Raw genomic sequence first — 23,163 nt, forward strand, 5'->3', positions numbered from 1 at the left:
CAGGCCCGCGACACCGCGGCTCAGCGGCTCAGCGCCTGGAACCGCCGCACCGCCAGCGGCAGGAACACCGCCGTGATCAGCAGCGGCCAGACCACCGCCATCAGCACCGCGTTGTCCTCGATCCACGTGCCGCCGCTCACCGGCTGCCCGAACAGCTCACGGGTCGCCGTGACCGTCGACGAGACGGGGTTCCAGGCCGCGACCGGACCCAGCCAGCTCGGCATCAGGGACGGCGCCACGTAGATGCTGGAGATCATCGTCAGCGGGAACGCCACCGCGTAGAGCCCGCCGGCCGCCTCCGCGCTGGGGACCAGCAGCCCCAGCCAGACGCCCACCCAGATCAGGCTGAAGCGCAGCAGCAGGAGCAGCCCGAAGGCCCCCACCGCGGCCGGCGCGCCGCCCTCGGCCTCCCAGCCGATGAGGACGGCGGTCACCGCGAGGATCGTCAACTCGGCGCAGGCAACCAGCAGATCGGACACCCCCCGCCCGGACGCCACCGCCGACGGCGCCATCGGCATGGAGCGGAACCGGTCGATGACGCCCTTCGTGGAGTCGGTGACCACGGCCATCGTCGTGTTCATGAACCCGAAGGCCATGGTGGAGGCGAACATGCCGGGCATCAGGAACTCCCGGTAGTCCCCGTCCCCGGGCACCGCCATCGCCTCGCCGAAGACGAACCCGTACAGCAGCACGGAGACGATCGGGAAGCCGAGCTGCCAGACGATGGTGACGGGCTGGCGCCGGTAGTGGGTGAGGGTGCGCCTGGTGACGTTCCAGCAGTCCGCCAGGGCCCAGTAGAGCCGTCGCTCGGGCCCCGTCGGGACCAGTTCCGTCGCCGTGCTCATGCTGCTGTCTCCAGTTCCGCGCGGTGTCCGGTCAGGCGCAGGAACACGTCGTCGAGGCTCGGCCTGCGCAGTCCGATGTCCTCCACCGCGATCCCCTCGTCCTGGAGGGTTCGCGCCACCTCCGTCAGCGCCGCCACCCGGTCGCCCACCTGCGCGTGCACCCGCAGCGCCACTTCGTCCGTATCCGGTTCGGTCTCCGAGACCCGGGCGATCACCTTGGCGGCCACCGCGAGGTCCGCCGCCCGGGCGACGACGACTTCGATACGGTCGCCGCCGACCCGGTTCTTCAGGCCGTCCGGGGTGTCGTCGGCGATGGTCCGGCCCCGGTCGATGACGGTGATGTGCGAGGCGAGCTTGTCGGCCTCGTCCAGGTACTGGGTCGTCAGCAGTACGGTCGTACCCCTGGCGACCATTGCCCGTACCGCATCCCACACTTCACCGCGCCCGCGCGGATCGAGCCCGGTGGTCGGCTCGTCGAGGAAGAGCACCTGCGGGGCGAGGATCATCGACGCGGCGAGGTCGAGCCGGCGCCGCATTCCGCCGCTGTACGCGCCCACGCCCTTGTCGGCGGCCTCCACCAGGTCGAACTGCTCCAGGAGTTCACCGGCCCGCACCCTCGCCCGCTTCCCGCCCAGGTGGAAGAGACGGCCGAACATTTCGATGTTCTGCCGCCCGGTCAGGACCTCGTCCACCGCCGCGTACTGGCCGGTGAGGCCGATCCGGCGGCGTACGAGCCGGGGATCGCGGCGTACGTCGACGCCCGCGACCTCCGCCCGGCCGCCGTCGAGCTTGAGCAGCGTGGCCAGGGCGCGGACGGCGGTCGTCTTGCCCGCGCCGTTGGGGCCGAGCAGACCGTGGACGGTGCCCGCGCGGACGGCGAGGTCGAAGCCGTCGAGGGCGAGCTTGTGGGTAGCGCCCTTCGCGCCCTTCTTCTCGGCGTACCGCTTCTGGAGCCCTTCCGCCCGGACGGCGTAATCGGTGGCACTCACAAGGGGATTCCTTCCGCTCACGACTTAACTGAGTACGGCGTACTCCAATGAGAGTACACCGTACCCAGTTTCCGTCCGGGAGATTTAGAGTGAGCCCATGAAGAAGACGACCGGGACGGGCGACACGAGCACCACCAGCGGCGGCGGCGGCATCGGCCGCAGCCTCGAACTCCTCTGGGGTACGGGCGAACGCCCCAGCCGCGGCCCCAAGCCCGGCCTCACGCTCGAGCGGATCGTCGCCGCGGCGGTCGCGATCGCGGACGCCGAGGGCATGGACGCGGTGTCGATGCGCCGCCTGTCCACCGAGCTCGGCACCGGCACCATGTCGCTGTACCGCTACGTACCGGGGAAGGCCGAGTTGCTCGACCTGATGGTCGACCGCGTGCAGGGCGAGCCGCTCGACGCCGTCGACGCCCGGGAGCCGGTGGACTGGCGGACCGCCGTCGAGTCCATGGCCCGTACGCACCTCGATCTCCTGCGGCGGCACCCCTGGCTGCTGAAGCTCAACCAGGCGCGCACGGTCCTCGGCCCGACCGCCGTGCGCGGCCTCGAAGTGTCACTGGCCGGGCTCCAGGACATGGGGCTCGGAGACCAGGAGCTGCTCTCCACGATCATCACGGTCCAGAGCTTCGTCATCGGCGTCGCCCGGATGGAGGCCGAGGCCGTCGAGGCGGCCAAGGAGACGGGGCTGAGCCACGAGGAGTTCTGGGGAAGGCAGCTGCCGTACCTCGAACGGGCGATGGCGAGCGGCGAGTTCCCGCTGGTGGCCGCGCTCGACGAGAACTCCTTCGCCACCGACTTCGACCACTTCGGCTTCGGACTGCGCCGGTTGATCGCGGGCTTCGAGACCCTGGTGGCGGAGCGCGCGCGGGGAAAGTGACCGGCGTCAGGACGTCCCTCGCGTCAGGGCGATGTAGCCAGCCTCAGGAGGTGCCGGCCGCCACGGCTGGCTCCTGCCCCTCGTCCCGCTGCGCCACCCGCGCGTTCAGAATCAGCACCACACCCGCCGCCACAACCCACACCCCCAGCAGCACCGGCGTGGCCCAGGCACTGAACATCGCGCCCAGCGACAGCACCGCCACCACGAACCCGAACCACGCGAGCCACATCGGCACGGCCCGCGACTCGCGCGCCACGCGCCAGACCGCGAACAGCAGCACCGCCGCGCCGGCCATCGAGGCGATCGCCGCGGCGTACGCCAGGTCCAGGAGCAGGATCGCGATGTGCGCCGTCTGCGGGCCGACGCGGAACACGTCCGAAGTGCTCGCCGTGATCGCGAACATGTTGCCGGCGATCGCCGAGACCATGAGCAGCACGGTGAACACGGTGCCGCCCACCAGCACGAGATGGGAGCGGTTGCCCGCCAGGCGCGACAGCGCGACCAGGAAGAACATGAACAGCAGGCCCGCGGCCAGCAGCATCAGGGCCGAGGTCTCCGCCAGCGCCTGATTGCTGTCCTTCGCATAGAAGGTCACGACATTCCTGATCGCGCCCGGGCCGGTCGTGTCGGGCGTACGCAGCCACAGGATGTGCCCGGCGATCAGCAGCGCCCCGGCCACCACCCCGGCGATCCCTGGCCAAAGGTCTCGGTGGGGGGCGGGTTCCGGATGCGAAGAAACGGAAGGGGTTTGCACGTTCTGCGACGCCATGATCGTGGCCTCCCACTGACGTGAGCATCCCCGAGCCGTCTGTCTAATTTTGTCAGTTTCGTCAGAACCATGCGTGTTGTCAGAACCGTGCGTGTGGTCAGAACCGTGCGTGCGCCGTGATGTCCGCGTCGAACTGGTCGACCATCGCGGGCGTCACCGTCGGCCGGCACTGCGCGATGGCCGCCAGATAGTCCTCCGTACTCGCGCCGAGTGCGCGCGGATCGCCCGCACCGGCACCGATCTCCTCCAGGTCCCGCTCGAACGCGGCCTGCGCGGCGATACGGGCCGCGTGCTCGATGTCGGCGGGCGTGAACAGCTCGCTCGCCCCCACCAGCCGCGCCACGTCCACATCCGCCCTGCCGTCCGTGTACCGGGCCCAGATCGCCGCCCGCGCCGCCGTGTCCGGCGTACCGATCGGGATGAGGTAGTCGAACCGGCCGGGTCGCAGGAACGCCGGGTCGAGCGACCGGATGGAGTTGGTCGCGCACACCAGCAGCCGCTCGTCGCCCTCCCGGAAGCCCGGTATGAGCTTGAGCAGCTCATTGGTCACTCCGTGCATGCCGCCGGGCTGCGCGGGCTCGGTCCGTACGGGAGCGATCTCCTCGACCTCGTCGATGAAGACGAGCACCCGCTCCAGCTCGGCGATACGGGCGAACGCGTCGCGCAGCGCCGCAGCCAGGTTGCCCTCGTCGGCCAGCCGCGACGGCAGCAGCTCGACGAACGGCCAGCCGAGCTTGGAAGCGATGCCTCTCGCGAACGTCGTCTTGCCGGTCCCGGGAGGCCCGAAGAGAGCGACCGCACGCGGCGGCCGTACGCCGTGCCGGGCGGCTCGCTCCGGCTGCGCGAGCGGCAGTACGACGCGCCGCTCGATCAGGTCCTTCTCCGCCTCCATGCCGGCCACCTTGGCCCAGAGGTCGCTGGGCAGGAAACGCCCGCCGAGATCCTCCAGGAGGCTGGCGGAAGGGCCGTGGAGCGGCTCGACCTTCTCGAAGTACGCCACGGCAGGCCGGCGGGTGTACCCCGCGTTGAGCAGCCCCTCGCCGAGGAGATCCTCCTCGGGCAGTACGTACGCGATACGCCCCACCCGGGCGGCGACGAGCCGTCGCTCCAGCTCCACGAGGAGCGCACTGGCCAGACCACGTCCGCGCCAGGCGGAGGAGATCGCGATACGCATCACCCAGGCACGCTCACCGGCCACGCACGCGAGCGCCGCGCCGATGGGGACGCCCTGGTGCACGGCGACGACGGCGGGCTGCCGTGAGGTGAGCGCACCGATGCACTCGGCGAGCGAGAAGACGGACTCCTGCCCGAGCTCGGCCGTGGTGTCGATCAGGTGGACCACTGCCGCGAGATCGCTCTCGCGGTAGTCGTGGATGAGCCAGTTCACCGATACCGCCCCTCGTAGGTGCTGGTGCTGTTCCGGTGAGGCTAGGGGCGACGGTGCGGCGGGTCCTGCGCCACTGTGCACAATCCGGGGCGGGAAGTCGGACGTTCCGTCCGTAGCCAGGCACAGCCCGATGGCCCCCCGTCCGCATACGCGGAACGGGAGGCCATCGGGCCGGCTTCAGCCGGGACGACTACTCGGGCGGGAACACCTGCTGGCCGCCCATCGAGCCCTCCTGCCGGCTCTGCTCCCGCAGCCGCTGTGCCTTCTCCTGCAGCTTCTGACGCTCCTGCGGATCGGTCGCGCGCTCCGCCGCCTGCTCCAGCTGCTGGGCCTTTTCGCGCATTTGCTGCACACGGCCACTGGATTCGCCTGAAACGCTCATCGTCACTCCTTGACGCTAGGAAGAGCGGGTCCCCTCCAGCGAACCAGGGCTTCGTCACCCTCGCACGCCGAACGATCACTCTCCGTTACGTCGCCACCTAGGGCCGCCGCACCAGCCGCTTCAGCGCGAGGAACGCGACAAACACGCCACCGAGCGCGACCAGCCCCAGAGTGACCGTCCCGCCACCACCGCCGACATCACCACCGCCGTCACCCCCCTTGCCGTCGTCCACCGAACTCCCGCCGGACGAAGGGGACTTCTGCCCGCCACCGTCCCGCTCCCCATCCACTTCCACTTCCACCCGCCGGACGTCGCTGCCGACGCCCTCCGAGCCGAACATCATGGCTGTCCCGTCAGCCGTGTACGTCACCGACTCGGCCTGCCCCTGGAACGGTGCGCCCACCCGCCGGTCGGCCCCCAGCCGCCCGCCGTCCTTCCACTCGTACGCACGGGCGCTGAAGTAGGAGCGCAGTACCAGCTCCTTCCCGTCCGGCGAGAACGCCCCGTCCGTCACCCACGGCACTTCGCCCACCCGCCGGAACACGTTCGTACCGCCGGCCGACAACCGGGCGGGCCCTTCGTAGAGCCCGCCGCCGTCCTCGTGCTTGCTCGCGATGTAGACGCGGCCGGTCCTGGGATGCACCATCAGCGCCTCGGCGTCGCGGGGCCCGTCGGCGTACTTGACGGTGAACTGGGTCGCGTCGACTGTCGCGTTCGTGAGCTGCTTGGGCTCGGGAAAGCGGTAGATCCACACATGGCTCCAGCTGCCGTTGAGGTTGTCGCCGATGTCGCCGACGTACACATTTCCGTCGGGCCCGATGGAGATGGCCTCGACATCGCGCGGCGCCCCGACCCCCCTCATGGTGAGGGTCGCGACGGTCTCGCCGCTCCGGGAATCCACGGCGTAGACGAACGCCCCGTCGTCGCTGTCGTTGTGCGTCCAGTAGATGCCGGGGTGGAGACGGCTGGCGGCGAGGCCGCTGGACTCGGTGATCCGCGGGTCCTTGATCGTGAAGCCGTCGTCGGCAACGGCGGTGCCGGACGCGAGCAGGAGAAGGACGGCGGCGGAACCAGCGGCGACGAGGTACGAGAGCGGGCGCATGGCCCAAGTGTTCATCATCACGTCGCAGGCCACGGCGGTGATCCGGGATGATGACGCAATGCGCTTCCTGTTCGTCGGCGACTCCATGACCATCGGGCGCGCCGGCGACTTCACGTGGCGCTACCGCATGTGGCAGCACCTGGTGGCGTCGTACGGCGGCCCCTTCCAGATCGTCGGCCCCCGCACCGAGCTGTACGACACCACCGCGAACGCCCCGTTGTCGTACGAGTACGCCGACCCCGCCTTTCCGGCGCACGCCCGCCGCCACCTGTCGGGGTGGGGCGAGGGCTGGCTGCACATGGCTCCGCTGATACGGGAGACGGTCGCGTCGACGAGGGCGGACGTGCTGCTCGTCTCGCTGGGCCTGATAGACCTCGGCTTCTACACGGACGCGGCCCAGACCGCCGAGAACGCGGAGCGCTTCGTAGCGGAGGCCCGCGCGGCCGACCCGCGCGTACGCATGGTGATCCACCCGGTCATCCCCAACGTCCGGGCGGAGTCCGACGCCCCGTTCGCCGCCGAGTGCGACCGCTTCAACGAGCTGCTGACGAAGGTGGTCGCGAACCTCGACGCGCCTGACGCGTCCCCCCTACTGCTGGCGGAGCCTCACGCGACGTACGACATCCACCGGGACACGTACGACGGCACGCACCCGGGCCCGACGGGCGAACACAAACTGGCGGCGGCTTTCGCGGACGCGATGCACGGAGCGTGGGGTCTGGGAGCGCCGTACGCGGCGACATTGACCGGCTCACGCTGACGGGCGTACGTCGCGGTGGACGACCGTGAAGAGGCGTTCGGAGCCAGGGCTTTCGAGTTCGTCGACCACGGCGACGGCCAGGTCCTCGGCGCTGATCCACGATCGGCCGTCAACACCGACGAGCAGGGTGTCGCTGCCGCGCCGATAACGGCCAGTTCGTGCACCGGGTTCAAGCAGGGCGGGTGGGCTCAGGTAGGCCCACTCGCCACCGGCATGGCCCTGGCAGGTCCGCAACTGGGCAATCCCGGCGGCGGCGACGGTCCGAAATTCGGCGGGCACATACGCGGGGTTGTCGGCGACCAGCAGTTCATGATCGTCGGGGCTGCGCAACGCACCGGCGCCGCCGACCACGAGGACGCGAATCCCAAGCTGCGCGGCGGTATCCAGCACCGTACGGGTAGTGCCGACCAAGAACTCCTGGTCGACAGGAACGGTCCGCACGGTCAGCACGACGGCGTCCGCGGCGCCGTTCGAGGCAAGCGCCTCGCGTACGGCGTACGAGTCGTTCGCGTCGACCGCGATCGGCGTCACGTTCGGGCTCTCACTCGCAGGCGTCCGGGACAGGGCAAGCACCTGGTGTCCGCGTGCACTGGCCTCGGTGATCACCCGGCTGCCGACCATCCCGGTCGCGCCGAGCACGGCGATCGTCATGCCTGTCTTCATCAAACCCGCTCTCCTCGTATCTGGTTCTGGTTCTGGTTCGGGAAATTGAGCTGCGCGGCGAGCAGCGCGGCCAGGGCGAGGACGAAACCAAGGGTCTGCAGCAGGCTCAGTGACTCGCCCAGCGCGATGCCGACGACGGTCGCGACCAGCGGAGACAGCAGCACCAGCGGCGCGGACGCGCCGACCGGCAGCTTTCCGATCCCGCGGAACCACAGCGTGTACGCGATCAGCCCACCCATGCTGCCGAGCCATAGGTAGCCGCCGGCAGCTCCGGCGTCGATCCGCTGCGGCGCCCCCTCGAACGCGAGGGTGAGCGGGAGCAACAGCAGGCCGCCGACGGTCAGTTGCCAGCCTGCCAGGGTCAGTGGACCGACCCCCGCTGGACGGCCCCAGCGCTTGGTGAGGACGACCCCGCCGGCCATGGTGGCCGTACCGCCGAGGCCGGCGAGCACCCCGACGACATCCAGCCGGGCGTCCGGCCCGAGCACGACGAGTCCGACGCCGGCCACGCCGATCACACCCCAGGTCAATCGCCAGACCGTCGGCCGGTCGCGGAGCACCACGATGGCCAACCCGGCGACCAGCAGCGGCTGGGTAGCGCCGAGGGTGGCGGCGACACCGCCGGGGAGTCGTTCGGCCGCGAGGAACAACAGGGGGAACAAGGCACCGATGTTGAGCACACCAAGGATGGCGGCTTTCCACCACCAGTCCCCGCGCGGAAGCACGCGGGTGATCGCCAGCGCGAGCAGCCCGGCGGGCAAGGCGCGCATCAGCCCGGCGAACAGCGGATGCCCGGGCGGCAGCAGTTCCGTGGTCACGGCGTACGTGGTGCCCCAGGACGCCGGAGCGAGTGCGGTCAGTGCGACGGTTGTCACCTGCTGCGCGTACGAGGTCCGCAGCGGGCCCGGTGACCGGTCGGTCAAGGTCTGCATGTGACGCAGTCTCAGCCCCCCGCATCATGATTCCAAAGCATGGTTGTCATGACAGCCATGAACAGTAACGATGATGGTGTGGACCTCCAGCAGATGCGATACGTCGTCGCCGTGGCCGAAACCCGCAACTTCACCCGCGCTGCGGAGCGTTGCTCCGTGGTGCAGTCGTCGCTCAGTCACCGGATCGCCGGTCTGGAACGGGAGTTGGGGGTCAAGCTGTTCGCCCGGTCCAGCCGCCGCGTCGAGCTGACCAGCGCCGGAGCGGCGTTTCTCGTCGGCGCGCGCGAGTGCCTGGCCGCTGCCGACCGCGCGGTTGCCGACGCCGCCGCCGCGACCGGCGTGGTACGCGGCCGGCTCGCCGTCGGCGTGATCGTGACCACAGCTGCCGTTGACGTACCCGAGCTGCTGCAGCGGTACCGCGCCCAGCACCCGGACGTCCACGTCATCCTCCGTGCCGGAGGCAGCGACGAACTGGCGGCGGCGATCCGTAACGGCGAACTGGACATCGCCTTCCTCGGCCTGCCGGAGGGCGAGCGGCCATCCGGTGTGGAAACCGTCGTACTCGATCACGACGAGCACGTGCTGGTGGTGCCGGCCGGGCACCGGCTCGCGGGCGTTCTCCGGGTCACGCTGGAGGAGATCGCCGGGGAGACGTTCGTGGACTTCATGGACGGGACACCCGCCCGCGCCCAGTCCGATCAGGCGTTCGCCGCTGCCGGCCTGGCCCGCGACGTCGCCTACGAGGTCGGCGTCGCGGAGCTGATAACCCGGCTGATCGCGCGCGGGCTCGGCATCGCGCTGCTGCCGTCGGCGTTCATCCGCCCGCTGGCCGCCGACGACCCCGCACTGGCGCTGGTCCGGGTGGTCGACGGCCCGCATCGCATCGAGTACCTGGCGTGGAGCCGTTTCAACCCCACCCCAGCCACCCGAGCGATGCTCGCCGTCCTCGGGGTCGGACCCCAGGCGTAACAGTTAGCGTGCGGACGCATGAACGACAGTGTGTACGTGGGCAACGCGGGCGCGGATGCGCCACTGGACCGGGGATGGCTGCTCGGGCACTTCAAGGACGCCGCAGATCCTCGCCACAGCGAGGCTGTAGAGATCAAATGGGGCGTTCACCCGCGCGGTGACGAGCGAGCGCAGTGGGTGAGAGGCGAAGAACGAACGGCTCTCCTGCTGCTCATCAGCGGTCGCTTCCGCGTAGAACTACCAGACCGGAGTGTGCTGTTGGCACAACAGGGTGACTACGTCGTCTGGGGTCACGGAGTCAACCACTCTTGGTTCGCGGAAGAAGAGTCGGTAGTACTGACGGTCCGGTGGCCGTCCGTGCCCGGCTACGCAGTTGGCGCACGATGACGACACCGCGTCCGAAGCCCGACAGCCACGCGTCCGCCGCGCGAAGGCTCACGCGGCGGACGGCGGACGGATTCTAGGCGATGTTGTTGAACTTGGTGCCCTCGCCCGAGTACAGGGTGGTCGTCTGGCGACTGAACGGGGCCGTCGTCGAGCCGGTCGAGCGGTAGACGAACGTGCCGTCCCGGCCGTAGCCGATCAGGTCGGGGCGGCCGTCGCCGGTGAGGTCGCCGGCGCCGACGAGGTGGGAGAAGCGGTTCCAGCCGGAGCCGACCTTGACGCGGGCGGTGAAGTTGCCCGTGCCGTTGCCCTGGTAGAGCCACAGGACGCCGGAGGTGTCGCGGGCGACGAGGTCGCCCGCCGTGCTGCCCGCGATGTTGCCGACGGCGGTGATCTGGTTGTAAATCTGCCAGCCGGAGCCGACCTTGACGCGGGTCGCGAAAGGGGCGGACGAGCTGCCAGTGCCCTTGTAGAGCCACAGGACGCCGGAGGTGTCGGTGGCGAGGAGGTCGGGTCGTTTGTCGCCGTTGAGGTCGCTGCCACCGGTGATCTTGTTGTAGATCTGCCAGCCGGAGCCGACCTTGACGCGGGTCGCGAAGGGGCCGTCGCCCTTGCCCAGGTACATCCAGAGGGTGCCTGAGGTGTCGCGGGCGACGAGGTCGCCCGCCGGGACGCCGGCGAGGTTCCCCGCGGCCTCGATCTGGTTGTAGATCTGCCAACCGGTACCGACCTTCGTCCGCTTGGCGGTGGTGACCTGGCTGCCCGACGGCCAGTCGAACAGGTCGTCCCGCCACAGCACACCCGAGACGTCCCGCGCGAGGACGTCCGTCGAGCCGTTGTCGTTGAAGTCGTGCGGGTTGGCCTGGCGCGAGACCGTGAAGCTTCCCGAGGTGGTCGCCGGGCCTCCGCCGTCGGTCGGGGTGGCGGTGATCTGCCAGGTGTACGCGCCGTTCGGGGCGCTGATGCCGTCCAGGACGCCGTCCCAGACGAAGGCGAAGCGGCTGTCGGAGACCGGCTGGGACAGGCGCTTGGTGAGCTTCCTGCCGGTGGCCGTGTGCGTGAGCGTGACGTCCACGGTGGCGTTGGCGCGCGACAGGGTCCACTCCATCGGGACCGTGGTGCCCGGCTTCTCCAGGCTCACCGCGGTGGGCACCTGCGACCCGGTCACCCGGACGTCCATGACCCGGCCCGTGTCCGCCACCAGCGTGGCGGTCGGGCGGCCGTCGTCCCCCGGCCAGATCCGGAACAGCCCGTCGGCGTCGGCCGTGGCGCCGCGCACGAGCAGGCCGCCGTCCGGCGCCTGGGCCACGCTGGAGAAGTGCTCCAGGAGCTTGTACGGCGCGGCGGTGGAGCTCTTGACGTTCCGGGCGTACAGCGTGCTCGGCGCCTCGCCGGCGGCCGCCGCCTTGCCCGGGACACCGTAGAGCAGCGTGTCCCACGTGATGCCGGCGATGACGGCACCGCTCATGGAGCTGTCCATGGCGTACGTCCGGTGGACGTACTGCCCCTCCACGCGGAGTGTGGTGACCCCGCTCCGGTACTCGACCCAGGACTCGTAATCGGCGCTGTAGGCGCCCGTCGAGGCGTGGGTCCACGGGGCGGTGTACGCGCTGCTGCCCTCCTTGACGGCCGAGTCGGGGTTGACGTTCCTGCGCGTCATCCAGTACTCGGTCTGGCGGGTCGCCGGGCTCGGGAACACCCGGTTGCTGCTGAGGACGAGCATGGCGTCGCTCGTGGAGGCGATGACCTTGAAGTCGAGGCCGTAGGGGCCGCCCGAGCGCAGCGTCTTCCTGGCGAGGCCGTCGACCGGGGTGAGCTGCCACAGCTCGTGGTAGTCCTGGTTGCCCGTCGGAACCCTCACGAAGAGGTTCGCGCCGACCACGCCGACGAGCTTCGCGCCGGGCTTGAACTCGGCCTCAAGGTCGAAGGACGCGGACAGGGTGCCGCCTTCCCCCATGTCCCGCAGGTAGACCGTGGTGCCGCCGTCGCTGGTCACGACGATGTCGGAGTTGCTGCCGTGACCCACGGTGCCCGTGTTGATCGGCAGCACCGAGCCGTCGGCGTACTTGTGCCACTCCAGGACCGGGTTGCCGACGTCGTCCTTCCGGGACGTGAGGTAGCCGGCGTCGCCCGTGCTGACGATCTCGGCGTCGAGCGGCAGGTTCGCCCCGGTGACGGCGGCGGTGGCCCCGGCTTGCGCGGCGGCCACGGGAACGGCCACGGCCCCGGGCGAGGCCAGGACCCCGGCACCGACCGTCACAGCGAGAACGGTGGCGACAGAGGCGCCGAGACGGCGTCGGGTGGTGCGTGCGGAAGCCAAGGAAGTCCCTCCTGAGGAGCTGAGCGGTGCGCCCATCGGTGCGTACCGCTCGATCAGACCTGCGATGAGGGGAGGTGGTTGTACGAGTTGCTCTTGTTTTCTCTGGGCTCGTCGTGCGACTAACTCAGCACGTGACGCCGCCGAGGTTGCACAAATGCGGCACTAGTGGGGCAAAGCCGGTGTGCGGATTCGTCTTGTGCGGGGTTCGTGTCATCCCGGCCCGGATTCCGCCCCCGGCTGCTGATCCGCCCCAAGCGGGCTCCCGCGAGCGTCGCTCCCGCCTCACGCCGTACCAGCCCCGGTCGCCGCGACCCGTTCCCGCCATGGTGCGCGTACGGTCTCGGTACGCGGCCGGAGCTCGTAGCCCGCTGCCGCTCTGGCCGACGCCCTGCGGCACTCGCCGCACTCCGTCTCGCCCGCCACCGGTCTGAACGCGTGGTCATCGCCCGGCCCCGCGCACAGCACCAACTCGCTCCGGACGCGATCCGGCGGGAGCCCGGCCGTGTCGCGTGGGCGGGCAACAGGCGGCACCTCCGGCATCTTCTGCACCAGCCGATGCCGCAGGAAGCCGACCGCCGACCTCACCCCGTTCACCGGCAGCCCCGTACTCAGCGCCCGCCGCAGTTCCCCAGGCGAAACCCCACGCCGCAGCCACTCGCCCGCCATCTCCACCAGCCCCCGCGCCTCCCGTACGCCCAGGTGCAGGTTCCGGTCGAGGCGACGCAACGACAGCAACACGCGTTCTGCCTCGGCGAATTCACCACGCAGGTTGTCCGGCAGCTCGCCAGGCGGTTCGTCCGCGCGCCCGGCAGGAGGTACGTACGGGACTTCGCCTTCGCCTGCCCGAGCCGTGAACGGTTCGGGTTCTGGTTCGGGTTCGGGTGGGGGGTGGGGAGTGTTCTTCTTCTCCTGTTCTTCATCCTCCGTAGGGGAGCCGCCGACCACCCGATCGGTCGAATCACCGACCGCCGGAAAACGCACACTCGGTGACACGGCAACGTTGTTGGTCACCACCTGCTCGGTAACCCAACGCCCGCGCTCGTTCTGCCGCTTGTCTTCCCGCAGAAACCCGCACTCGACCAGCAGCGCCTTGGCCTTCTGGTACGCCCGTGGCTTGATCCCCAGCCTGGCGGCGTGCTCGCCGAGGGGCTTGTCGCACCTGCTGTCGGGCAGCCCGAGTACGTACAGCAGGAGCATCTTCGCGTCGTTGTTGAGGCGTGAATGCCGCACGATCGCGTGCGGAGCCTTCAGATAATCGCGCGAGGGCGCGATAGCATGCCGAAGCATCCCGTTGGACCTCTGATCCAGTCGGTGTGTAGGTCCTCGGCCGGTGTTGCTAGCACCGCCGGGGACCGCTCCGCCTTAACGGAGTGTGATGACGCGGTTACCGTACAGCACGGACCGCTCTCCCCACCATTTCGTGCAGCAACCCGCCGTCCACGTACGGCACTTCCACCGTCGGCCGCGACTGCCACCGCAGCGGCCAGGTCGCGCCCTCCAGCGCCGGTACGCCGACGTACGCCGCGCACCCCGCGTCACGGCTCAGCGCGCGAACGCCCGCCGGCCACCGGTACGCGGCGGCGGTTTGCGGTGGCAACAGGAAGTAGACGCTCCGCGCGCCGGTGTCCTCACGGACGATCGGACCGGCTTGGAAGTCCGTGAACTGAAGCAGTTCGTACGCCGCCTGCTCCCCCAGAATCCCCTCGATCCGGACCGCGTCGAAGTGAATACCGGCATGTCGCAGGGCATGCCCGGAGGCGGGCACCCATGAGGGCGCAGTTTCTCTGTTCATGAAACAGACGATGGCGCGCGGAGGTTGACTGTGACCAGCACCACAGGACGACTGTGCAGGTCTGTGCACTCCGGGGAGGACTTTGTGCACACGAGTGAACGAGGCTCCGGCAACACGAAAATGTTCGGCTCGTTGCTGCGCTTCTACCGAGAGCGCGCAGGCATCTCCCAGGAGGCGCTAAGCCGCCGCATCGGCTTCTCGAAGTCCCAGGTGGCCATGGTGGAAAGGGGAGAACGCCCGCCGAAGGACACGTTCGCTCCCAACGCGGACGAGACGCTGGGTGCACAAGGTGCACTCTTGGCAGCGGCCAGGGAACTCAAGGTCAATCACTTGCCGTCCTGGTTCGCAGCGCTCGCTGACGAAGAAGCAAGGGCAGTGGCCCGCCATTCCTACGAAAACCACGTCGTGCCTGGACTTCTCCAGACCGAGGACTACGCTCGCGCCGTCTTCAACTGCCACTATCCGCCACTGGACGACGAGGAGGTCGAGGGCCGTGTGGCAACACGGCTGGAGCGCCAGAACCTTCTTCAGCGCAAGCCTGCACCCGCCATCAGCTTCGTCTTGGAACTGATCGCCCTCACTCGCCCAGTGGGCGGCCGCGAAGTCCTCAAACAGCAGCTGCACCACTTGCTTGATACGACGCGACAGCGCAACGTGGAAATCCAGGTGATGCCTGCGGACCGCGAAGCTCACGCGGGACTCGACGGCCCCATGATTCTGCTGGAAACAGCGGAACGCCGTCAGCTCGGCTACGTCGAAGGACAGAGCGGAGGTTACTTCGTGAGCGAACAGCCCGCCCTAGGAGACCTGTTCGGAAAGTATGGCATTCTGCGAGCTCAGGCTCTCAGCCCCGAAGAGTCCGCGAAGTTGATCGAACAGGTGGCAGACGCACTATGAGCACCGACCTCAACTGGTTCAAGAGCAGCTACAGCGGCAGCCAGGGCGGCGACTGCGTCGAGGTAGCCACCTCCCCCCGCACCATCCACATCCGCGACTCCAAAGACACCACCCGCCCCGCCCTCACCCTCTCCCCCACCACCTGGTCGGCGTTCGTCGCGGCGTACCGCAACGACCGCTGATCCTTACTGGATCTCAGCGTCGCGGCGGAACAGGCCGGCCCAGAGGAAGGCTTCGCCGAAGGCCGGGGACTCGGGCGGTTCGTCGTGCATGCGGCGCAGCTCGATCTCCGTCAGGCCGTCGGAGAAGATCCACCGCAGCGACTCCGGCGTGTAGGCGAGACCGCCATGGAGCCGGGACTCGCGGTACAGGTCCGGGTCGGAGACCTCGGAGCCCATGCTCTGCTCGCCCGCCGCGAAGCAGGTGAGGGCGAAGGCGTCGGCGCAGTGGAACCGGACCCCGGCACCCTCCGCCCCCGCCTCCCGCGCCCGCTCCTCGGCCCAGGCGATGGCTTGCGGGGACAGGTCGACCGCGTCCACTTCCCAGCCCAGCGAGGCGAGGTGGAGCGCGTTGCGGCCCGGGCCGCAGCCCAGGTCGAGGGCGCGGCCCGGAGTGATCAGGCCTCGCTCGGCGTACGAGACCAGGTTCTCGTCCGGCTTCGCCACGAAGAACGGCACCGGCTTGTCCCGGTCCGCGTAGAAGCCGTCCCACCACTCAGCGGCGTCTGCCGTCCAGCGGTCGGCATCCCGCGCGAACAGGCCGTCGAGGAGCTTCAGCACATCGTCCACCGTGCGTATGTTCCGGTCCATGCGGTCGGTCCCCTCTCCCGATTCACGATGGGGAAATCGTAGGCCTGCGGAACACAAAAGCCCAGGTCAGGCCGCACGGGAGGACGGCGTGGGCGGCCGCCTGAAGGGCTAGGACCGGGACGGGAAAGGCCCCCCACCCGCAGGTGGGGCCGCCGTCACCGCCCCGCCCCTGCCAAGGGCCTTCACGGGGGCGATTCCACCCGCGCCGGCCCCGGTTTCCGGGCGGCCTAGCTCTCGAACGCCCGCGCCAGCGCCAAGCTGTCCTCGAACGTGATGTAGCGCGTGATCAGGCCGCCCTCGACCTTGATGTGGAAAGCGAACGGCGAGTCGAAGACCTTGCCCGTCGCCAGCACGGTGTGCCTCATGTGCCCGAGTGCCACCGCGTGTTCGCCGTCGACGAGGATGCGTTCCACGGCGAACTTATCCGCCCGCAGGTGGTCCGGCAGCGACCGGAAGAACTCCACGGCTTCTTCCCGCGTGCCGCGCGGCCCGGCCCACGGCACGGTCTCCGCGCCGTAGATGTCCCACTCCAGCTTCTCCGCGAAGAGTTCACCAAGCGATTCACGCTCGCCCTCGCCTATCCGGCGGTACAGCTCCTCAACCACTGAACGGGTATCACTCATCGCGCGCTCACACCTTTCAATCGGCCAGTGCCATCTGCCGGGGCCAGCACCGCCTCAAACCGCTTTATTCCGAGGCGACTTCCGCGCACGTCCCCTTGCTTCGAGCGCGCTCGAAGGCGTTGGCTTGGCAACCATGAAGTACACGCAACTCGGACGCACGGGACTCAAGGTCAGCCGCCTCGTCCTCGGCACGATGAACTTCGGGCCCCAGACGAGCGAGGCCGACAGCCACAGCATCATGGACGCCGCTCTCGGGGCCGGCGTCAACTTCTTCGACACCGCCAATGCCTACGGTTGGGGCGCCAACAAGGGGCGTACCGAGGAGATCATCGGCTCCTGGTTCGCGAAGGGCGGCGACCGGCGGGACAAGACCGTCCTCGCCACCAAGGTGTACGCCAACATGTCGCTCGACGACACGCCTCCCTGGCCGAACCACGACCGCCTCTCCGCCCTCAACATCCGCCGGTCCGTCGAGGCCAGCCTCAGGCGGCTGAAGACCGACTACATCGACCTCTACCAGTTCCACCACGTCGACCGGCACACGCCGTTCGAGGAGATCTGGCAGGCCGTGGACGTACTCGTCCAGCAGGGCAAGATCCTGTACGCCGGGTCGTCGAACTTCGCCGGCTGGCACATCGCGCGCGCCAACGAGACCGCGCGGCGGCTCGGGTCGTACGAGCTGGTGAGCGAGCAGTGCCTTTACAACCTCGCCGAACGACGCGCCGAGATGGAGGTGATCCCGGCCTCCCAGGAGTACGGGCTCGGGGTCATCCCGTGGTCGCCGCTGCACGGCGGGCTGCTCGGCGGCGTACTGCGCAAGGAGCGCGAGGGCGGGGCGGCCCGCTCCTCGTCCGGGCGGTCGGCGGACGCGCTCGCGAACACGACCGTGCGCGCGCAGGTGCAGGCGTACGAGGACCTGCTGGACAAGCACGGGCTGGAGCCCGGCGAGGCGGCCCTCGCCTGGCTGCTCACGCGGCCGGGGGTCACGGGGCCGATTGTGGGGCCGCGTACGGCGGAGCAGCTGGAGTCGGCGCTGCGCGCGGTGGAGCTGGAGCTGACGGAGGAGGTGCTGGCGTCGCTGGAGGAGATCTTCCCGGGGCCGGGGCCGTCTCCTGAAGCCTTCGCCTGGTAGGTACGCCGGACGCCGGGCCGGACGCCGGGCGTCGGGCGTTGAGCATCGGCGCCCTACGTCGGGCAGTACGTCGCCTTGGTGGCCTCGGCCGCCAAGGCGACCAGCCGGGGCCGGGTTGGCAGCCCCCGCCGCCAGTCAGCCGACCAGCCGGGTCGGCGGCCCCCCGCCGCCCCGTCAGCCCGTCAGCCCGTCACGCGCCGACCGCGGCCGCCACGGCGACGACGACGAGCAACAGCACGAGTACACCGGCCATGATCCGGTTTCTGCTTTTCGGGTCCACGCATCGAGCGTAACCGCCCAGGGCAGCGCACCTCCCTGCCCCCCTGCCCTGCCCCCGCTCTCGCCCCCTCAGCGCCCCAGCGGCCAGACCCTCACCGGCTCGTACCGGGGCTGTGCGCCCGGCACGCCGGGGACCGGCGGGTTGCTGCGTACGAGAGCAAGCTCACCCACAGTCCAGGCCGTGCCCTCGAAGTGGGCGAGCGCCTCGACGTACGGCCGAAGGTCCGTGTCGAAGCCGGTGCGGCTCCGGGCGATCGTCAGGTGCGCCTTGTACGCCCGGTGCTCCTCCATCGCCACCCCGGCCCGCCGCGCCGCCGCGTCCGCGCGGTCCGCGAGCAGCCGCATCGCGTCGATGCCGCCTGCCGCCCCGACCCACAGCGCGCGCCGGCCGAAGTGGCCGCCGCCGTGGATGCGGAGGGGGAAGGGGTCCTGGCGGGCGGCGGCGCGGCCGAAGCGTTCCTCGATGACGGGGAGGATCTCCTCGTCCACCTCTCCGAGGAAGGCGAGCGTGAAGTGCCAGCCGTCGTGGCCCGTCCAGCGCAGGCCGCCACTGCCGGGGAGGGTGTGCAGCCGCTCGACGGCGACGGCGAGTTCGTCGATGGCCTGGGCGGGGGGCAATACGGCGGCGAAGAGTCTCATACGAACAGTTTCCGGCACTCGGTGATCGACTGCGGTCGCCTCCCACCCGAACGTGCACTTCCACTTTCACCTGCGCAGACACCATGCAAACATGGCGGCATGGCTACCAGGATGCTCAGCGTGCGGATAGACAGCGACTCCCTTGAGTCGATCAAGGAGCGGGCGGCGGCTCGTGACATGACGGTCCAGGAGTACGTCGTCACGACGCTCCAGCGCGACGAGTTCGTGGAGCGCTTCAAGGCGGCGTTCCGCGAAACGATGGAGCTGTACGGCGACGTACTCGCGGAGGCCGACGCGGCCGACAGGGTGGAGGCGGCGGCGCAGCACACAGACGACGCCGACACCGACGCCCCGCCCAGTACGGAGTCCGTTGCCGCATGACGACGAACCATCTGGACCTCACCGATCTCCTCTGGGCGGCCGAGGAGCTTCACGGCGATCCCCAGCCCGACGACCTCGGCTCCCTGATCGCCGCCTGCGCCCGCACCCGGGCCGAGGCATTCGGCTACGAGGTGTACCAATCCGTGCACCTCAAGGCGGCGGCTCTGATGCAGACGATCGCCCTGCTCCAGCCCCTTGAGCACGAGAACAAGACCTTGGCGTTCGGCGCGGCACGGTCCTTCATGGCGGCCAACGGCTTCCGGCTGCGCCCCAAGCAGGAGCAGCTGCGGGAAGTCCTGGCCACACTCCAGCCGGGGGCCGAAGGCGTGCGCGTACTCGCCAAGCATCTGGACCGCTGGGCCCAGCAATAACCAGCAATAACCAGCAACAAGCAGCCCCCCAGAACATCACACGGCCCCGGACACTCCTGTGTCCGGGGCCGTCGCCGTCAGGTGGCCGCGTCACGCCACCGTCGTCAGTTCCTTCGGGCGTACGGCGCCCTCTTTCGGGGCCTTCAGGGCCTTCGGTACGAACGCCACATGCTGCCGTCCCCGGCGCAGGTCCAGCTTCAGGCGCAGACCCCCGAGGCGCGCCAGTACGACGGCTACGCCGATGCCCGCCAGCAGCGAGATCACACCGCCCGTCGCGAAGCCGACGCGCGCGCCGTAGGTGTCGGTGACCCAGCCGAGGATGGGCGCGCCCACCGGCGTACCGCCCGCGAAGACCATCATGTAGAGGCTCATCACGCGGCCCCGCATCGCGGGGTCGGTCGCCATCTGGACGCTCGTATTGGCGGTGATGTTGACCGTCAGGCCGAGCATGCCGATGGGCACCAGCAGCAGCGCGAACAGCCACAGGGCGGGCGAGAACGACGCCGTGATCTGGAGCAGGCCGAAGGCCATCGCGGCGGCCACCAGCATCCGCAGCCGCGAGGAGCGGCGGCGGGCGGACAGCAGTGCGCCGGCCAGCGAGCCGGCCGCCATCAGGATGTTGAAGAAGGAGTACAGCCCGGCTCCGCCGTGGAAGACGCCGTCGGCGAAGGCGCTCAGCCAGATCGGGAAGTTGAAGCCGAACGTGCCGACGAATCCGACGAGGACGATCGGCCAGATCAGCTCGGGACGGCCCGAGACGTAACGCAGGCCTTCCCTGAGCTGGCCCTTGCCACGCGGCGCCCGCTCCACCTTGTGCATCTCGCTCTGGCGCATCATCAGCAGACCGGCGAGCGGGGCGAGGAAGGACAGGCCGTTGAGCATGAACGCCCAGCCGCTGCCGACCGTCGTGATCAGCACACCCGCGACGGCGGGGCCGATCAGGCGGGCCGACTGGAAGTTCGCCGAGTTGAGGCTGACGGCGTTGCGCAACTGGTCGGGTCCGACCATCTCGGACACGAACGACTGCCGGGCCGGGTTGTCGACGACCGTGACCATGCCGAGCAGGAACGCGATCAGGTAGACGTGCCAGACCTGGATGTGGCCGGAGAGCGTGAGGGCGGCGAGCGCCACTCCGCACAGACCGAGGGCGGCCTGGCTGAAGAGCAGAAGCGTCCGCTTCGGGTACCGGTCGGCGATGACACCGCCGTACAGGCCGAAGAGCAGCATCGGCAGGAACTGGAGGGCCGTGGTGATACCGACGGCCGCCGCCGACCCGGTGAGGTCGAGGACCAGCCAGTCCTGGGTGATGCGCGACATCCACGTACCGGTGTTGGATACGACGGCGCCGGTGGCGAAGAGCCGGTAGTTGCGGATCTTCAGGGACGAGAACATGCCCGTCGTCCCTTTGTGTTCTTTGGTAAGAGTCTCGTTGTGGGTGTTCGGTGCGGGGGCGGAGTCTGCTCCGGATCCCGTACTCAAAGTGGGTTCGCCTCCTTGGCGGCGCGCGGGGTCAGAGGTGTGCGAGCTTCTCCAGGACGGGGGCGGCAGCGCGCAGCTTCGCCCATTCGTCCTCGTCCAGACCTTCGGCGAGGCCGGCCAGCCAGGCGTTCCGCTTGCGGCGGCTCTCTTCGAGCATCGCCTCTGCGGTCTCGGTCTGGCTGACCACCTTCTGCCGGCGGTCGTCGGGATGCGGCTCCAGCCTGACCAGTCCCTTGGCTTCGAGCAGCGCCACGATGCGGGTCATCGAGGGCGGCTGCACATGCTCCTTGCGGGCCAGCTCACCGGGGGTGGCCGAGCCGCAGCGGGCGAGGGTGCCGAGCACCGACATCTCGGTGGGGCTCAGCGATTCGTCGACGCGCTGATGCTTCAGGCGCCGGCCCAGCCGCATGACGGCCGAGCGCAGGGAGTTCACGGCGGCAGCGTTGCCGTCGTGCGACAGGTCAGGCATGTACTTAGCCTAACTCATTACCCACACTAAAGACCAGTCGATTGGCAACATCACCCAGCATCACTCCAACATCACCCGTACGAGTGAGCCCGCTGCGGAAAGTGACGCACCGCCGGGGGCGGGAACGTAACCCTGTCCCCCATGGGATCGACAGTGCTCAGCCTGCGGATAGACGGGGAACTGCACGACCGTCTCCGGGACCGTGCCGCCAAACGCGGAATGAGCGTCCAGGACTATGTGGTCCGGACGCTCATTCGCGACGACTTCGACGAACGCTTCAAGACGGCGGTCGACGAGACAGAGAAGTTCTACGGCCTTACGTGAGTTGCAGCGCCGGCATCAGGTAGTAGAAGGCGAAGACCGCCGACACCGCGTACATCGCCACCGGCACCTCACGCCCGCGCCCCGCCGCCAGTCGCAGCACGCAGAAGGCGACGAAGCCGATGCCGATGCCGTTCGTGATCGAGTACGTGAACGGCATCATCACCATCGTCAGGAACGCCGGGATCGCGAGCGTGTAGTCGCTCCAGTCGATGTCCTTGATGGAGCCCGACAGGATCAGGAAGCCGACCGCGAGCAGGGCCGGCGTGGCGGCCTGCGACGGCACCATGGTGACCAGCGGCGTCAGGAACAGCCCCACGGCGAAGAGACCGCCGGTGACGACGTTCGCCAGGCCCGTGCGCGCGCCCTCGCCGACACCGGCGGTGGACTCCACGAAGCAGGTGGTGGCGGAGCTGGAGCTGGCGCCGCCGGCGGCGACGGCGATGCCGTCGATGAGCAGCACCTTGTTGACGCCGGGGAGGTTGCCCTTCTCGTCCAGCAACTTGGCCTCGTCGCTGACGCCGAGGATCGTGCCCATCGCGTCGAAGAAGCAGGACAGCAGCACGGTGAAGACGAAGAGGACGCCGGTCAGCAGGCCGACCTTCTCGAAGCCGCCGAACAGGCTGACCTGGCCGACCAGACCGAAGTCGGGCGAGGCCACCGGGTTTCCGGGCCACTCGGGCGTCGTCAGGCCCCAGGACGGGATGTCGGCGACGGCGTTGATGACGACGGAGACCACGGTCATCACGACGATCGAGATGAGGATCGCGCCGGGCACCTTGCGGACGATCAGCGCGAGCGTCAGCAGTACGCCGAGGACGAAGACCAGCACCGGCCAGCCGTTGAGGTGGCCGTCGGCGCCGAGCTGGAGCGGGACGGTGGTGTGCGCGGCGTCCGGGATGCGGGAGACGAAGCCCGAGTCGACCAGGCCGATCAGCATGATGAAGAGACCGATGCCGATGGCGATGCCCTTGCGCAGGCTGATCGGCACCGCGCTCATCACGCGCTCGCGCAGGCCGGTCGCGACCAGCAGCATCACGACGAATCCGGCGAGTACGACCATGCCCATCGCGTCGGCCCAGCTCATGCGGGGCGCGAGCTGGAGCGCGACGACGGTGTTGACGCCGAGGCCGGCGGCGAGCGCGATCGGCACGTTGCCGATGACGCCCATCAGCAGCGTGGAGAACGCGGCGGTCAGCACGGTGGCGGTGACGAGCTGGCCGCCGTCGAGCTGGTGCCCGTACATGTCCTTGGCGCTGCCGAGGATGATCGGGTTCAGCACGATGATGTAGGCCATCGCGAAGAAGGTGGCGAGACCGCCCCGGATCTCCCGCGCGACGGTGGAGCCCCGCTCGGAGATCCGGAAGAAGCGGTCGAGACCGTTCCGCGGCTCCGGGGGAGACGGCGGCTGCTTGGCGTCGACCGGAGCCGTGGCCGAGGGAGACATGCGTGACCTCATGCGGAAGAAGGGGGGAGCCAAGGGAGTGAACTGGAAACGGTCGACCCTGGATGTTCAGACGAACAAAACCAGTCAGACCAAAGCCGTTTCAGTATGAATACATAAGGGAAAGATCGCTATCTCCGCGCGT

General features: G+C 69.3%; 27 protein-coding genes. 10 read left to right on the plus strand and 17 right to left on the minus strand.

The window, feature by feature from the left end:
* Positions 1–20: 20 nt before the first annotated feature.
* Complete coding sequence (locus tag J7E91_RS07955) at positions 21–845, minus strand: ABC transporter permease (RefSeq protein ID WP_214900250.1); 825 nt, start codon at positions 843–845, stop codon at positions 21–23.
* Positions 842–1,834, minus strand: a complete 993-nt coding sequence (locus tag J7E91_RS07960; RefSeq protein WP_214900251.1) for an ATP-binding cassette domain-containing protein — start codon at positions 1,832–1,834, stop codon at positions 842–844. The genes J7E91_RS07955 and J7E91_RS07960 overlap by 4 nt, the downstream gene beginning before the upstream one ends.
* Before the next feature lie 97 nt (positions 1,835–1,931).
* Between J7E91_RS07960 and J7E91_RS07965 the strand changes: the two genes are divergently transcribed.
* Entirely contained in the window at positions 1,932–2,714 is a 783-nt protein-coding gene (locus J7E91_RS07965; RefSeq protein WP_214900255.1) for a TetR/AcrR family transcriptional regulator, read from the plus strand.
* Positions 2,715–2,757: 43 nt separating this feature from the next.
* On the opposite strand, the gene J7E91_RS07970 is transcribed toward J7E91_RS07965, so the two are convergent.
* The 4 genes from J7E91_RS07970 to J7E91_RS07985 form a co-directional block, all read right to left on the minus strand.
* Positions 2,758–3,483 carry a hypothetical protein gene (locus tag J7E91_RS07970; RefSeq protein ID WP_214900257.1) on the minus strand — a complete coding sequence of 242 codons (726 nt, stop codon included), beginning with the start codon at positions 3,481–3,483 and terminating at the stop codon, positions 2,758–2,760.
* Positions 3,484–3,580: 97 nt separating this feature from the next.
* Positions 3,581–4,870: an ATP-binding protein gene (locus J7E91_RS07975; protein ID WP_214900259.1), complete on the minus strand. Its 1,290-nt coding sequence runs from the start codon at positions 4,868–4,870 to the stop codon at positions 3,581–3,583.
* Positions 4,871–5,060: 190 nt separating this feature from the next.
* A complete protein-coding gene (locus tag J7E91_RS07980) occupies positions 5,061–5,252 on the minus strand; it encodes a DUF6381 family protein (RefSeq protein ID WP_214900260.1) in 192 nt (63 codons plus the stop codon).
* A 97-nt stretch (positions 5,253–5,349) separates the two neighbouring features.
* Positions 5,350–6,354: a WD40 repeat domain-containing protein gene (locus tag J7E91_RS07985; protein WP_214900261.1), complete on the minus strand. Its 1,005-nt coding sequence runs from the start codon at positions 6,352–6,354 to the stop codon at positions 5,350–5,352.
* Between J7E91_RS07985 and J7E91_RS07990 the strand changes: the two genes are divergently transcribed.
* Complete coding sequence (locus J7E91_RS07990; RefSeq protein ID WP_251015311.1) at positions 6,353–7,114, plus strand: GDSL-type esterase/lipase family protein; 762 nt, start codon at positions 6,353–6,355, stop codon at positions 7,112–7,114. The two genes, J7E91_RS07985 and J7E91_RS07990, sit on opposite strands and share 2 nt — an antisense overlap.
* On the opposite strand, the gene J7E91_RS07995 is transcribed toward J7E91_RS07990, so the two are convergent.
* Together J7E91_RS07995 and J7E91_RS08000 are read right to left on the minus strand one after the other, a co-directional pair.
* Positions 7,106–7,777, minus strand: a complete 672-nt coding sequence (locus J7E91_RS07995; protein WP_251015312.1) for an NAD(P)-dependent oxidoreductase — start codon at positions 7,775–7,777, stop codon at positions 7,106–7,108. The genes J7E91_RS07990 and J7E91_RS07995 overlap by 9 nt on opposite strands.
* A complete protein-coding gene (locus J7E91_RS08000) occupies positions 7,777–8,709 on the minus strand; it encodes an EamA family transporter (RefSeq protein WP_214900269.1) in 933 nt (310 codons plus the stop codon). Before J7E91_RS08000 ends, J7E91_RS07995 begins: the two co-directional genes overlap by 1 nt.
* A 78-nt stretch (positions 8,710–8,787) precedes the next feature.
* On the opposite strand from J7E91_RS08000, the gene J7E91_RS08005 reads away from it, so the two are divergent.
* Together J7E91_RS08005 and J7E91_RS08010 are read left to right on the plus strand one after the other, a co-directional pair.
* On the plus strand, positions 8,788–9,678 hold the full coding sequence (locus J7E91_RS08005; protein WP_214900453.1) for a LysR family transcriptional regulator: 891 nt from the start codon (positions 8,788–8,790) through the stop codon (positions 9,676–9,678).
* An 18-nt stretch (positions 9,679–9,696) separates the two neighbouring features.
* Positions 9,697–10,065: a signal peptidase I gene (locus J7E91_RS08010; protein ID WP_214900270.1), complete on the plus strand. Its 369-nt coding sequence runs from the start codon at positions 9,697–9,699 to the stop codon at positions 10,063–10,065.
* A 73-nt stretch (positions 10,066–10,138) separates the two neighbouring features.
* Here J7E91_RS08010 and J7E91_RS08015 read toward each other — a convergent pair whose 3' ends face one another.
* The 3 genes from J7E91_RS08015 to J7E91_RS08025 all read right to left on the minus strand — a co-directional run bounded on the left by J7E91_RS08015 (position 10,139) and on the right by J7E91_RS08025 (position 14,174).
* Positions 10,139–12,382: a VCBS repeat-containing protein gene (locus J7E91_RS08015; protein WP_214900271.1), complete on the minus strand. Its 2,244-nt coding sequence runs from the start codon at positions 12,380–12,382 to the stop codon at positions 10,139–10,141.
* 282 nt (positions 12,383–12,664) lie between these two features.
* Positions 12,665–13,669, minus strand: coding sequence for a hypothetical protein (locus J7E91_RS08020; RefSeq protein WP_214900272.1), 1,005 nt, complete (start codon positions 13,667–13,669; stop codon positions 12,665–12,667).
* A 97-nt stretch (positions 13,670–13,766) separates the two neighbouring features.
* Positions 13,767–14,174, minus strand: a complete 408-nt coding sequence (locus tag J7E91_RS08025) for a hypothetical protein (protein WP_214900273.1) — start codon at positions 14,172–14,174, stop codon at positions 13,767–13,769.
* A gap of 120 nt (positions 14,175–14,294) precedes the next feature.
* On the opposite strand from J7E91_RS08025, the gene J7E91_RS08030 reads away from it, so the two are divergent.
* Both J7E91_RS08030 and J7E91_RS08035 read left to right on the plus strand, forming a co-directional pair.
* Positions 14,295–15,071, plus strand: a complete 777-nt coding sequence (locus J7E91_RS08030; RefSeq protein ID WP_214900455.1) for a helix-turn-helix transcriptional regulator — start codon at positions 14,295–14,297, stop codon at positions 15,069–15,071.
* Positions 15,068–15,253 carry a DUF397 domain-containing protein gene (locus J7E91_RS08035; RefSeq protein WP_214900274.1) on the plus strand — a complete coding sequence of 62 codons (186 nt, stop codon included), beginning with the start codon at positions 15,068–15,070 and terminating at the stop codon, positions 15,251–15,253. The genes J7E91_RS08030 and J7E91_RS08035 overlap by 4 nt, the downstream gene beginning before the upstream one ends.
* 3 nt (positions 15,254–15,256) lie before the next feature.
* Here J7E91_RS08035 and J7E91_RS08040 read toward each other — a convergent pair whose 3' ends face one another.
* Complete coding sequence (locus tag J7E91_RS08040) at positions 15,257–15,880, minus strand: bifunctional 2-polyprenyl-6-hydroxyphenol methylase/3-demethylubiquinol 3-O-methyltransferase UbiG (RefSeq protein WP_214900275.1); 624 nt, start codon at positions 15,878–15,880, stop codon at positions 15,257–15,259.
* Between the two features lie 227 nt (positions 15,881–16,107).
* The gene (locus tag J7E91_RS08045) at positions 16,108–16,503 is read right to left on the minus strand and encodes a nuclear transport factor 2 family protein (protein ID WP_214900277.1); all 396 of its coding nucleotides are present in this window, start codon (positions 16,501–16,503) and stop codon (positions 16,108–16,110) included.
* A gap of 133 nt (positions 16,504–16,636) precedes the next feature.
* On the opposite strand from J7E91_RS08045, the gene J7E91_RS08050 reads away from it, so the two are divergent.
* Positions 16,637–17,635, plus strand: coding sequence for an aldo/keto reductase (locus J7E91_RS08050; RefSeq protein WP_214900279.1), 999 nt, complete (start codon positions 16,637–16,639; stop codon positions 17,633–17,635).
* Positions 17,636–17,983: 348 nt separating this feature from the next.
* Here the strand turns inward: J7E91_RS08050 and thpR are convergent, their stop codons facing one another.
* Positions 17,984–18,553 (minus strand): RNA 2',3'-cyclic phosphodiesterase, encoded by a 570-nt coding sequence (gene thpR, locus J7E91_RS08055; RefSeq protein ID WP_214900281.1) that lies wholly within the window; start codon positions 18,551–18,553, stop codon positions 17,984–17,986.
* 99 nt (positions 18,554–18,652) lie between these two features.
* Between thpR and J7E91_RS35780 the strand changes: the two genes are divergently transcribed.
* Both J7E91_RS35780 and J7E91_RS08065 read left to right on the plus strand, forming a co-directional pair.
* A complete protein-coding gene (locus J7E91_RS35780) occupies positions 18,653–18,934 on the plus strand; it encodes a BrnA antitoxin family protein (RefSeq protein ID WP_251015314.1) in 282 nt (93 codons plus the stop codon).
* A complete protein-coding gene (locus J7E91_RS08065; protein ID WP_214900283.1) occupies positions 18,931–19,305 on the plus strand; it encodes a fic family toxin-antitoxin system, toxin component in 375 nt (124 codons plus the stop codon). Before J7E91_RS35780 ends, J7E91_RS08065 begins: the two co-directional genes overlap by 4 nt.
* Before the next feature lie 90 nt (positions 19,306–19,395).
* Here the strand turns inward: J7E91_RS08065 and J7E91_RS08070 are convergent, their stop codons facing one another.
* Both J7E91_RS08070 and J7E91_RS08075 read right to left on the minus strand, forming a co-directional pair.
* On the minus strand, positions 19,396–20,784 hold the full coding sequence (locus tag J7E91_RS08070; protein ID WP_214900285.1) for an MFS transporter: 1,389 nt from the start codon (positions 20,782–20,784) through the stop codon (positions 19,396–19,398).
* 31 nt (positions 20,785–20,815) lie between these two features.
* A complete protein-coding gene (locus J7E91_RS08075) occupies positions 20,816–21,253 on the minus strand; it encodes a MarR family winged helix-turn-helix transcriptional regulator (RefSeq protein ID WP_138898141.1) in 438 nt (145 codons plus the stop codon).
* Between the two features lie 141 nt (positions 21,254–21,394).
* Between J7E91_RS08075 and J7E91_RS08080 the strand changes: the two genes are divergently transcribed.
* Positions 21,395–21,577: a toxin-antitoxin system HicB family antitoxin gene (locus J7E91_RS08080; RefSeq protein WP_214900287.1), complete on the plus strand. Its 183-nt coding sequence runs from the start codon at positions 21,395–21,397 to the stop codon at positions 21,575–21,577.
* On the opposite strand, the gene J7E91_RS08085 is transcribed toward J7E91_RS08080, so the two are convergent.
* Positions 21,570–23,021, minus strand: a complete 1,452-nt coding sequence (locus J7E91_RS08085; protein ID WP_214900288.1) for an NCS2 family permease — start codon at positions 23,019–23,021, stop codon at positions 21,570–21,572. The two genes, J7E91_RS08080 and J7E91_RS08085, sit on opposite strands and share 8 nt — an antisense overlap.
* Between the last annotated feature and the right edge of the window lie 142 nt (positions 23,022–23,163).

Source organism: Streptomyces sp. ISL-99, assembly GCF_018614005.1.
Lineage (GTDB): Bacteria > Actinomycetota > Actinomycetes > Streptomycetales > Streptomycetaceae > Streptomyces > Streptomyces flavidovirens.